The sequence below is a fragment of the Vibrio sp. 11986-1-5 genome (genome assembly GCF_963878025.1).
Lineage (GTDB): Bacteria > Pseudomonadota > Gammaproteobacteria > Enterobacterales > Vibrionaceae > Vibrio > Vibrio injensis.
In genome coordinates this window covers 1-11,204 of record NZ_CAWNVW010000044.1, presented here as the reverse complement: position 1 = coordinate 11,204, position 11,204 = coordinate 1, and the positions used below count along the sequence as shown (strand labels likewise).

Below are 11,204 nucleotides of genomic sequence, written 5' to 3'. Positions count from 1 at the left end.
ACTTTTATGCGCAATTACATGTTTATCTGTTTGTCGTCATGACTTTTAAAAGTAGCACTAATTGACATAGCTACATTAATTCAGCCAAAAGAATAGTGTTCGATCAGTTATGATAAAATTTGCCTTTATGTTTTAATATGGCATTGAGATCCTGTTGAACTTATCAAAAGAAATACATTGCGATCTAAGTCGCATACGTTAGAATGCGTCGGTACAAAAGAACAGGTACATCCGTATTTGTACCAAAATTTGTACCAAATCAGTTTTAAATATTAAGCTTTCAACGTAAAGTATTGATTTTTAAGAGTCAAAAGAAAAACATGTGTTGCTTGGTGTGCAACACCACTGTAAGGATTATTCATGCCTATTATTACTCTTCCTGACGGCAGTCAGCGTCAATTTGACCATCCAGTATCGACCATGGACGTTGCTCGATCTATTGGTCCTGGCCTTGCTAAAGCAACCATCGCAGGCCGTATCGATGGCCGACGCGTTGATGCTTGTGATCTAATTGAACATGATGCAAGTCTTGAAATTATTACTGTTAAAGATGAGACTGATGGATTAGAAATCGTTCGTCACTCTTGCGCGCATTTATTAGGGCATGCTCTTAAGCAGCTTTATCCGCAAGCAAAAATGGCTATCGGTCCAACCATCGATAGTGGTTTTTACTACGATATCGATCTTGATCATTCACTCTCACAAGAAGATCTTGAACGCATCGAACAGCGGATGAAAGATTTGGTTAAAACCAAATACGCGGTTGTTAAGCATAAAGTCAGTTGGCAGGAAGCACGAGATACTTTTGAGTCTCGTGGTGAACCTTATAAGATCGAAATCTTAGACGAAAATGTTGCTCGTGATGATCGCCCTGGTCTTTATCATCACGAAGAATATATCGATATGTGTCGGGGTCCACACGTACCTCATATGGGTTTTTGTCAGCATTTTAAACTGCTCAGTGTTGCTGGTGCGTATTGGCGTGGTAACAGTGATAACAAAATGTTACAACGCGTTTATGGTACGGCTTTTCATGATAAGAAAGCACTACAAGCACATTTAACTCGTTTAGAAGAAGCGGCCAAGCGTGATCATCGTAAAATTGGTAAGCAGCTTGACCTCTTTCATATGCAGCAAGAAGCACCGGGAATGGTTTTCTGGCATCATAATGGCTGGTCTATCTTCCGTGATTTAGAAGTATTTATTCGTCATAAATTGAATGAGTATGGCTACCAAGAAGTGAAAGGTCCATTGATGATGGATCGCGTTCTATGGGAGCGTTCTGGTCACTGGGATAAATACGCGGATGCAATGTTTACTACATCATCAGAAAATCGTGAATATGCGATTAAGCCGATGAACTGCCCCGGTCACGTACAAATTTTTAATCAGGGTTTGAAATCATATCGTGATTTACCCTTGCGCATGGCCGAATTTGGTTCGTGTCATCGTAACGAACCTTCAGGTTCATTACATGGTATTATGCGTGTACGTGGATTCACTCAAGATGATGCGCATATTTTCTGTACTGAAGATCAAATACAGCAAGAAGTAACATCGTGCATTCAAATGGTGTACGACACGTATAATACCTTTGGTTTTGAAAATATTGCGGTTAAACTATCTACACGTCCTGAAAAACGAGTAGGCAGCGACGAGATCTGGGATAAGTCTGAAGAAGCTCTGAAACACTCGCTTGAAGCAATGGGCATTGCCTATGAGATTCAAGAAGGTGAGGGTGCTTTCTATGGTCCTAAAATTGAATTCACATTGTACGATTGCTTGGATAGAGCATGGCAATGTGGCACAGTTCAATTGGACTTCAATCTTCCATCACGCTTAGGTGCAACTTACGTCGGTGAAAGTAATGAGCGCTTAGTCCCGGTTATGATTCATCGTGCGATTTTAGGCTCTCTTGAACGTTTTATCGGTATTCTCATCGAAGAATATGCTGGTTTCTTCCCAACGTGGTTAGCTCCTGAACAAGCGGTGGTAGTCAATATCACCGATAAACAGGCTGATTACGCTCAAGAAGTCGTACAAAAGCTACAAAAATGTGGCATTCGAGCGAAAGCGGACTTGAGAAATGAGAAGATAGGCTTTAAAATCCGCGAACATACTTTAAAGCGTGTACCGTATATGCTCGTTTGTGGCGACCAAGAAATGGAAGCCGGTGAAATTGCAGTACGTACTCGAAAGGGCAAGGACTTAGGTAAATTTAAATTGGATGATTTCGTCACTCACATCCAAGCCGAAGTTTCTAGCCGTCAGCTCAATCTGGAGGAATAAACTATTAAAGGCGGAAGACGTGGCCAACAGCCGGCCAAACCAAACCAGCACCGTTTAAACGGTGAAATTCGTGGCGTTCGTGAAGTTCGTTTAACTGGCGCAGATGGTGAATCCGTTGGTGTTGTATCAATCAGTGAAGCACTAGAAGCGGCCGTAGAAGCTGGTATGGATCTTGTAGAGATCAGCCCTAACGCCGAGCCACCAGTTTGTCGTGTGATGGACTATGGCAAATTCCTCTTTGAAAAGAGTAAAGCTGCTAAAGAGCAGAAGAAGAAGCAAAAACAGGTCCAGATTAAGGAAATTAAATTCCGTCCTGGAACTGATATTGGAGACTATCAGGTAAAACTACGCAACCTGACTGGTTTCCTCGAAGAAGGCAACAAAGTGAAAGTAACTATTCGCTTTCGTGGCCGTGAGATGGCGCACCAAGAAATCGGCGTTGATGTTTTGAATCGTTTGAAAGAAGATACCGCCGATATTGCGGTAGTAGAATCTTTCCCGAGCAGAATTGAAGCACGTCAGATGATCATGATGCTTGCCCCTAAAAAGAAGTAATTAACGGCATTACAAGTAATAAAATCTAGCCTTTAAAAGCTAGGTTTTATTCGCCCTAATTACATTGTTATTAAACTACTACAATGCGGAGTTATTCATCATGCCTAAGATGAAAACCAACAAAGGTGCTGCTAAGCGTTTTAAGAAAACAGCTGGTGGTATTAAGTACAAGCATGCTACTAAACGTCACATCCTGACTAAGCGTACTACTAAGAACAAGCGTCAACTACGCCCTAACTCAATCCTTCCAAAATGTGAAGTGGCTGGTGTTATGCGCATGTTGCCATACGCTTAATTCTTTTTAGTTTATTTATCGTTTAGTTTAGGAGAGACATAATGCCTCGCGTAAAACGTGGTGTACAAGCTCGTGCACGTCATAAGAAAGTTCTAAAACAAGCTAAAGGTTACTATGGTGCACGTTCACGTGTTTACCGCGTAGCTTTCCAAGCCGTTACTAAAGCAGGTCAATACGCTTACCGTGACCGCCGCACTAAAAAGCGCCAGTTCCGTCAGCTATGGATCGCGCGTATTAACGCTGCATCTCGTCAAAATGGTCTATCTTACAGCCGTTTCATCAATGGTCTTAAGAAAGCATCTATCGAGATCGATCGTAAGATCCTTGCAGATATCGCAGTGTTCGACAAAGCAGCATTTTCTGTTCTTGTTGAGAAAGCGAAAGCTGCCCTGTAATAGAGTTTTAACTGTTTAATCGAAAGGAGAGCTTGTAAGCTCTCCTTTTTTATAAGCGAGATAAAGGACTCAATACTCCGTTTGCTCCTCTATCCAATACATGGGTATAAATTTGTGTCGTTGAGACGTCAGAATGACCAAGCTGCTCTTGTACCGTTCTAATATCAGCTCCTGATTCGAGAAGATGGGTCGCAAATGAGTGTCTTAGTGTATGACAAGAAATCGATTTTTTAATTTCAGCTTCTTTTACTGCTCTTTTTACGGTTCGTTGTAATGAGGTTTCATTAATATGATGCCGACGTAATAAGTTGCTTTCCTTATCAACCGATAATGCGTTAGATGGAAATAAGTAATGCCAATGAAATTCGAATGGTGCAGTTGGATATTTACTATTTAATGCGCTAGGCAACCATACGCCACCATAACCTTTCGTTTCCATATCTTTATCGTAGTATCGTTTTGCGAGTGATATTTGTTCCTTGATTAAAGGGTGTAATTCTTTGGCTAATGTCACTGTTCGATTTTTTCCTCCTTTTCCCTGCCATATTCTTAATGCCCCATAATCAAAATCGATATCTTGTATACGCAAGCGAACGCATTCCATCAATCTTAGTCCTGAACCATAAAGTAGTTTGATGTGAAGCTGATACTTAGGGTCAACATGATTGAAGAAGCGTTTTATTTCTTCTCGCGTCATGACTATCGGTAGCTTTCTTTCCAATTGAGATTTTTGGAATTTCATTTCCAGTGTCAATGGCTCTTTTATTATTTCTTTATACAAAAAACTCAGAGCATTCAACGCTAATGATTGTGTTTTGGTTGCTACTTTTTTCTCAACAGCTAAGTAGGTTAAAAACCGTTCGACATCACGAGAGCCTAATAGATTAGGGTGAGTTTTATTATGAAAGACCACATATTGCGTTATCCAATGTATATAAGATTCTATAGTTTTGTTAGCATAATACCTGACTTGCATATATTCCTTTACGCTAAGTAAAAATTGAGATTTCATAAGACAATCCTTTGCTGTTTTTATATACAGTGGTGTTGATTTTATGGGCTGTCAATAACTAAGTGGCATTTTGCTGTTTATTTAGACCTGCTTCTCAATGTGATGATGTATAACATGATGAATTAGATGGTTATTATGCTACGATTGTTCAACCTTTGAACCCAAAAGGTGGCGGTAGCGTTGAAGAAAACACGACATGTTTCAATGTAATAAGCGTTATAGCGCAGGGTAAAATTGGAGTTAGCGTGAAGTATAGATTTATTATTTATGGTTTTTCATTTTTCACTGCTGCATTTATTGCAATGGGTATTATGACGTTAATGTCTTTATTCGTAAGCGATCGAGAGGCATTTAGCTCTCTCTTATCCGATTTAGGCAGCTTTGGTAGTTTCTTGTCTGGAGTTGGTACAATTTTCGCAGCAGCAGCTGCTGCATATGGTATTGATACTTGGGCAAAGCAGTTAAAATCAGGCAAGTACTTAACTCATATTTGGGAGTGCAAAGCTCTGTTGAGTCAATTTGACTATCATTTTATTAATTGGGATTCTTCATATCAAAATCCGCTTGATCTAAAGGGAATGCAAAACTCTCATGCTTGTGAAGCTTTAAATAATGTACTAAGTGAATTAAAAACTCATTCATTAAACTTAGATTCTATACCATCACAAAATAGTAAAAAATTAATATCTGATATTCATCGTTTACGTGTGATTTTTGATGAACATAAATGTTTTCTTGATTCAAAATTAAATTCAGTAAACATTAATCACGATGGTCCAGTTAAAATTTCTAATGATTACAATGAAAAGAAAAAAGAACGCTTTGATATTAAAAATAACCATGTTAAAAAGTTACAAACAGAGTTAGATATACTTGAAAAAATATGGAGTTAATGCGCTATAACAAAGCGTTCAAGAGGGATTCGCAACGCGTAGCATTTTCATTATGCGTTGATTTTATTAGTTTTTAGTGCAATGCGGTTAGTTGGTCGTTGCGTTACTCACCCCTTAACGCGGCGTTATAGCTTACTGTTCATTTTGGCATAGACAGAGATGATTCGATGTTGCAGAGTATGTCATAACTTCATTTAAGAAAGGGAATTACTGTGTTTAGTCATATAATGATCGGCTCAAATAATATAGAGAAATCAAAGGCTTTTTATGATGCCATTATGGCCGTTCTTGGTTACTCGAATGGTTTTATTGATGCGAAAGGCCGCTGTTTCTATCGTAATAAAGAAAGTACTTTAGGCATTACGAAGCCAGTAAATGGTGAACCAGCTACTCATGGTAATGGCATAACGATTGGTTTTAAAGTTAGTAGTCCTGAATTAGTTGATGCATGGCATGCAGCAGGTATAGCGAATGGAGGCATTACTTGTGAGGATCCACCAGGGATCCGAATCAGTGGAGACCGAAAGCTCTATTTGGCTTATTTACGAGATCCTTCAGGTAATAAACTTTGTGCAACCCATTTTTTGTCTACAGAGAGCAAATAACTACGCTATAACAAGGCGTTCAAGAGGGATTCGCAACGCGCGGCATTTTCGTTATGCATTGATTTTATTGTTTTTTAGTGCAATGCGGTAAGGTTAGTCGTTGCGTTGCTCACCCCTTAACGCGGCGTTAGCTTACCAATTGAAAGCATCGCCCATAATTGTTAATTATTTCAGGTGATTTTGCGGTAACTGAGATTGCCCCAATACAGCTACGATTAAGATGAAATTTTCTTCCTTTGTGAAGTAAGCAGTGTGTTTTCCAATCGGAAAATAAAAGCCGTTACTATATATTTCATGGCAGCTTCGTCCTAAATCAGGATTATCGGCGAGCATTTGAAAGCCAGAAAGTAGTGTTTCTTTATAACGTTGCCACTGTAATTCGGAAAAATTGTTGATGGTATAATTTTTTACTTTACGTAAATGAGTTTGAGCCAAACTACTCAGTTTATATTGTTTATTGTGCATATTGTTTGTTATAACTCATTCAAAAAATCTTTACCATCAACGACATTGCCTTTTGCCAAGTCATCTTTAGCCGCGTTGAAACAATGTTTAAGATATTCTGTTTTCATCATTTCAAGCTCTTCGTAGTCATGTATAGACATCACGACAACAGCGTCTTTGCTGTTTTTACTGATCTTAATTGGTTGGCGTTGAGCATTAAGAAGCAATTCACCAAAATTTCGTTTAGCGTCATTTGCTGTTAATGTATGCATGGTTATTCTCCACAGTCTTAAGTCTAATTGGAGTATAGCTTATCACACAAAGCGGTCAATATGATTAAATCGCACGAAATGTGTGAAAAGGTAAGCTAACAAAGCATTTAAGAGGGACAACCAACGCGTGGCACTTTTATTATGCGTTGGTTTTTGAGGTTACGGTGTTATGCGGTAAGTTGGTAGTAGCGTTGGTTGCCCCTTAATGCGGCGTTATAAGCAAATTCAGCTCCAGAGGATGAAAAATGGAAATCGAGTACAAAGTAAACCATCCAATCTCAGTTGAACAATTCGTGAGTTTACTGAAGAAAACATCATTGGGTGAGCGGCGTCCTTTGGATAATGAGTCAACTATTCAGGGTATGCTCGATAACTCTAATTTAATTGTGACCGCATGGCTGAACGATCAACTTGTCGGTGTTGCTCGTTCAGTGACAGATTTCCATTATTGCTGCTATCTGTCTGATTTAGCTGTTGATGAAAGTGTTCAATCCAATGGTATAGGTAAATATCTAATCTTAGTGACCAAAGAAGAGCTGAGCCCAAGCTGTAAATTGGTTTTACTGTCAGCACCGAAAGCACAAGGTTATTATCCGAAAATTGGTTTTGAAGCTCTTAGTAGTGCATGGGTTCTATATAGCGCAGAACAATTGAAAATCAATTAAATCAATGTGTTATTTGCTTATAACAAAGCGTTCAAGAGGGACAGTCAACGCGTGGCATTTTTATTATGCGTTGGTTTTTGTGGTTACGGTGTTATGCGGAAAGTTGGTAGTAGCGTTGGCTGCCCCTTAACGCGGCGTTATGCTTTATTGAACCTCAGCAAAATCAATATATAAATTTTAATGGGAAAACTCAGTCTGATTTAGAAGTTTTCCTATTCTAATTTATTGATATTATGAGTTTATTGTTCTTTTTTGTGGCTATGGAAAGTTGAACGAGGCTTCTGTTTTTTCGGCCAACTTTGCCCTGATAAATTATGTACGCAAAAGATTCAACTGTTGCTGAAAGGTCTCTTTCTTTGGTGTTGTTTGCTCCTTGATTCCACAGGCTATTTCGCTTCAGCATGTTTGGGATTTAATTGGCATCTAGCTTGCTGAACGTGTTTGGTTAGCGCAAGTTTATCGATGTTTGTGCGCTTTTTTTCCGGCTCTGCTCTGATAAATTGTGTACGCAAAAGGTTCGATTGTTGCTGAAAGGTCTCTTCCTTTGGTGTTGTTGACCCCTTGATTCCGCAGGCTAATTCGCTTCAACTTGTTTGGGATCTTATCGGCAACAATGATTGCTGAAAGTAGGCTGGTTTGTCATTTTGAGTTAAACTGCTGCGAACAAATGAATTTTGTAAAAGTTCAATGTAATCAATAAGTAATAAAGCATAACAAACGCTTCAAGAGGGACTTCCAACGCGTGGCATTTTTATTATGCGTTGGTTTTTGTGGTTACGGTGTTATGCGGAAAGTTGGTAGTAGCGTTGTCAGCCCCTTAAGCGGGCGTTAGCCTACAAAAATTAGCAACAAAGTAACAAGGAAACGTATGAGTAATTGGCATAAAAATGAAACAGACTCAGAGGCAGAATATTTTTCGACGGACTTTTGGTTGCTACATCGAGAAGCTTTGAAAAATGGTGATTTTTGGGCTGTTCGAATAAAGAAGCTACGAGGTGAACCAGTTAAAAGGCTTTCTTTAGCTGTAGAAAATTTGCCGTTACCAGGAGCTTTTAAAGAGGCAGCTATAGCAATTCGAGCTTTAATACGAGAAAAGAAAAAGCAAAAAAACACATATGAAGAAGAACTTGCATTTCTATATTGGCTCGCTGCTATCGACTCATTTTCTATTCCTTATTCTGAGGTTTTAAAAGAACCCGGTTATAACGTAATTGAATCCATTCCGGGGGGTAAAATTAAATCGTTACCATTTTCATATAAGTGTCTTGGTTATAAAAAATTAAATCTTCTAAATAAGACCGATATAAAATGGCTTATCGAACAATGGGGAGAACCAGAAAGCCATAAAACGCTACATGAAGTTCATAACTCGATATGGTGTGAATATGAAAATAAGCTCAAATCTAGAAGAGAACGAAATTTACAAGAGCTTTCCAATGTAAATCAAAGTGATAGCCTACAGAATAATTATTTATATAAGTCTGCACAGAAGAATCAATCATTAAGAGACAATTTTTCACTGAAACTAATTCTGATTGTTCTAGGGATAATTTTAGCATTTTCATTGGCATTTGTAGGCTAACAAACTGCTCAAGAGGGATTCGCAACGCGTAGCATTTTTGTTATGCATTTGGTTTAGTGTTTACAGTGTTATGCGGTGAGTTGATAGTTGCGTTGCTCACCCCTTAGCAGGGCGTTATAAGTACAAGGAGGTAACTTGAGTAAAAACAATGTTGTAGAAATAGAAAAAGATTTGCCAGCGCATATTGAACAGTTAAATGCTCGAATGAAGCATATCGAGCAAATAGCAAAAACAGTGGAAATGGTAGCCGAAAAAGGGTTTTCTGTTGCCGAGAAGTACGTTGATAACAAAGCAAAACAAGAACAGTTAGATCTTGAGCTAGAAGACAAGCAGCATAAACGTATGATTTTAGTTTTGTCTGGTTTGCTCAGTATGGTATTCGTTCTGTTAATGACCGCTATGCTCTTGAAGCAATTTGAACTCGTGAAAATCATACTTGGGTCAACGCTTGCGGTTGGTGGTGGTGCAGGAATCACGTCACTATTTAAAAGAAAGGACCGCTAGAGAAAATACTTATAACAAACGGTTCAAGAGGGACAACCAACGCGTGGCATTTTTACTATGCGTTGGTTTTTGTGGCTACGGTGTTGTGCGGAAAGTTGATAGTAGCGTTGGTTGCCCCTTAACCGGGCGTTAAGCCTCAATGGAGAAATAATGAAATACGAAGAATTACAAGCTATAGCTAATGCAATTATAGATTCGAACGATAAACTCATATATCTCAATTTTTTTATCTTTTTGATTGCAGTTGTCTGTGTATATTGCGTAGCTCTATTCAAAAAATCGGGTGAATTAACAGCTATTAAACTTGCTTTTGAAGATATAAAAGAACAGAACCGAGTGATTACATCAGAGACCGAAAGCATTAAACGTCAGTTGGAAAAGGGCACCATTGAGTATCAAATTAAACTGTCTAAGTATCATGAGAAAAAGATCGATGCGATTGAGAAAATTTACTCTAAATTGGCAGACTTGTTGAGTTGCTCGAGAAAAATCCTCTTGGCGGCTGATGAAAACAAATTTAATGAATTCAACGATGCTGTGGAGGAGTTTCGTAATAGTTTTGAGGCTGAAAAGCTTTGGCTGGATGCATCGGTCAGTAAAGAAATTGAAGAGTTTGCTATAGAAATCGATAAACAAGTTCGCCAATACCAAGGAGCTATGAATGTCTCAAGGTTGCCTGGTTTACAGGGGAAACACGTTGATCAGGTATATGACAAGCAGCAAAACTTTTATGAGTTTACAGTAACCAAATCAAAGGTTTTAAAAGAGCAATTGGAAGAGTTGCTGAGAGGTTATTTGTCTCCTGAATAAGAGGCTTAACAAACTGTTTAAGAGTGATTCGCAACGCGTGGCATTTTTACTATGCGTTGGTTTAAGTGATTAAGGTGGTATGCAGTAGCATCGGTATTGCGTTGCTCACACCTTAACAGGGCGTTATGTTTCTCTTAAATTCAACGTGCTACAAATTTAAAAGTTAAGTGGTAATGTGAGTGTTTTGCTGGTTGATGATTTCTGGTTGCCGATAGCTCTTGGTTTGATCATGTATATCAATGACTAACAAATATTATCGTTTAATCACATTTGGTAGTTATTCCGATTGGGTTAACATTAATGGCTTATTTCTCTGATATTTATCATCAGAATCAATGGGTAAGCTTGATTCGATTTCAAAATTAATTGTTTTTTTGTATCTAAATCTGGCTCAACTGACGTTAAGCTTTTGATGTTATTTACTATTTTCAAAGGTTGTTTGGTGTTTCAGTGGCTGTATGGAACTGAAATATAACAAGAGACTATGGCGTCAAGAGTTAATTTTTGGCGTTGTTTGCATCCCACATGCAGCCGTCTCTGAGCATAGAATTTAGGATAACTACCATCTTTCTGACGCAAGCAATGATCGCTACTTTTTTAGGTTTGCCAGCGACTAATAACTTTTGATAGTGCTGTTTAAAAACAGGGTTACATTGCATTGCAGACATCATTGCCATGTACAAAACCGTCCTGACTTGCATGCGTCCGCCTTTGATCATTCGTTTGCCCTTATAACTGCCACTTTCTCGAGTAATAGGAGCGACACCGATTAATGAAGCCGCTTGTTTGTTGGTGATGTAGCCCAGCTCAGGTACGTTACTGATGATGGAGGCTGCCGCAATTTTTCCGATGCCAGGTACGCTCTGTAATAGCTCATTTTTGG

Annotated in this window: 14 protein-coding genes; 10 read left to right on the top strand and 4 right to left on the bottom strand. The window is 38.7% G+C overall.

All coding sequences use genetic code 11. The annotated features are described in order from the left end of the window. The first annotated feature begins 360 nt into the window (after nucleotides 1-360). The 4 genes from thrS to rplT all read left to right on the top strand — a co-directional run bounded on the left by thrS (nucleotide 361) and on the right by rplT (nucleotide 3,534). Nucleotides 361-2,289, top strand: coding sequence for a threonine--tRNA ligase (gene thrS / locus AACS00_RS10035; RefSeq protein WP_072670630.1), 1,929 nt, complete (start codon nucleotides 361-363; stop codon nucleotides 2,287-2,289). A gap of 3 nt (nucleotides 2,290-2,292) precedes the next feature. Then, on the top strand, nucleotides 2,293-2,844 hold the full coding sequence (gene infC / locus AACS00_RS10030) for a translation initiation factor IF-3 (protein WP_072670629.1): 552 nt from the start codon (nucleotides 2,293-2,295) through the stop codon (nucleotides 2,842-2,844). Between the two features lie 100 nt (nucleotides 2,845-2,944). Next, complete coding sequence (rpmI, locus tag AACS00_RS10025; protein ID WP_004397162.1) at nucleotides 2,945-3,139, top strand: 50S ribosomal protein L35; 195 nt, start codon at nucleotides 2,945-2,947, stop codon at nucleotides 3,137-3,139. 41 nt (nucleotides 3,140-3,180) lie between these two features. Then, on the top strand, nucleotides 3,181-3,534 hold the full coding sequence (rplT, locus tag AACS00_RS10020) for a 50S ribosomal protein L20 (RefSeq protein ID WP_004397165.1): 354 nt from the start codon (nucleotides 3,181-3,183) through the stop codon (nucleotides 3,532-3,534). Nucleotides 3,535-3,583: 49 nt separating this feature from the next. On the opposite strand, the gene AACS00_RS10015 is transcribed toward rplT, so the two are convergent. Then, entirely contained in the window at nucleotides 3,584-4,546 is a 963-nt protein-coding gene (locus tag AACS00_RS10015) for an integron integrase (RefSeq protein WP_072670628.1), read from the bottom strand. A 155-nt stretch (nucleotides 4,547-4,701) separates the two neighbouring features. On the opposite strand from AACS00_RS10015, the gene AACS00_RS10010 reads away from it, so the two are divergent. Continuing rightward, complete coding sequence (locus AACS00_RS10010) at nucleotides 4,702-5,439, top strand: hypothetical protein (RefSeq protein ID WP_146205771.1); 738 nt, start codon at nucleotides 4,702-4,704, stop codon at nucleotides 5,437-5,439. Between the two features lie 212 nt (nucleotides 5,440-5,651). Next, a complete protein-coding gene (locus tag AACS00_RS10005; protein ID WP_040905355.1) occupies nucleotides 5,652-6,044 on the top strand; it encodes a VOC family protein in 393 nt (130 codons plus the stop codon). A 165-nt stretch (nucleotides 6,045-6,209) separates the two neighbouring features. Here AACS00_RS10005 and AACS00_RS10000 read toward each other — a convergent pair whose 3' ends face one another. Together AACS00_RS10000 and AACS00_RS09995 are read right to left on the bottom strand one after the other, a co-directional pair. After that, nucleotides 6,210-6,509 (bottom strand): type II toxin-antitoxin system RelE/ParE family toxin, encoded by a 300-nt coding sequence (locus AACS00_RS10000; RefSeq protein WP_039428516.1) that lies wholly within the window; start codon nucleotides 6,507-6,509, stop codon nucleotides 6,210-6,212. An 8-nt stretch (nucleotides 6,510-6,517) separates the two neighbouring features. After that, nucleotides 6,518-6,760 (bottom strand): type II toxin-antitoxin system Phd/YefM family antitoxin, encoded by a 243-nt coding sequence (locus AACS00_RS09995; RefSeq protein WP_045572526.1) that lies wholly within the window; start codon nucleotides 6,758-6,760, stop codon nucleotides 6,518-6,520. A gap of 245 nt (nucleotides 6,761-7,005) precedes the next feature. On the opposite strand from AACS00_RS09995, the gene AACS00_RS09990 reads away from it, so the two are divergent. The 4 genes from AACS00_RS09990 to AACS00_RS09975 all read left to right on the top strand — a co-directional run bounded on the left by AACS00_RS09990 (nucleotide 7,006) and on the right by AACS00_RS09975 (nucleotide 10,321). After that, entirely contained in the window at nucleotides 7,006-7,425 is a 420-nt protein-coding gene (locus AACS00_RS09990; protein ID WP_110167289.1) for a GNAT family N-acetyltransferase, read from the top strand. Between the two features lie 868 nt (nucleotides 7,426-8,293). Next, nucleotides 8,294-9,007, top strand: a complete 714-nt coding sequence (locus AACS00_RS09985) for a hypothetical protein (RefSeq protein ID WP_110167287.1) — start codon at nucleotides 8,294-8,296, stop codon at nucleotides 9,005-9,007. Nucleotides 9,008-9,142: 135 nt separating this feature from the next. Next, nucleotides 9,143-9,511, top strand: a complete 369-nt coding sequence (locus AACS00_RS09980; RefSeq protein ID WP_110167286.1) for a hypothetical protein — start codon at nucleotides 9,143-9,145, stop codon at nucleotides 9,509-9,511. Between the two features lie 150 nt (nucleotides 9,512-9,661). Continuing rightward, nucleotides 9,662-10,321: a hypothetical protein gene (locus tag AACS00_RS09975; RefSeq protein WP_110167285.1), complete on the top strand. Its 660-nt coding sequence runs from the start codon at nucleotides 9,662-9,664 to the stop codon at nucleotides 10,319-10,321. Nucleotides 10,322-10,818: 497 nt separating this feature from the next. Here the strand turns inward: AACS00_RS09975 and AACS00_RS09970 are convergent. Continuing rightward, nucleotides 10,819-11,204 (bottom strand): transposase (locus AACS00_RS09970; RefSeq protein WP_146205770.1); only part of this gene is annotated, 386 nt, incomplete at its 5' end.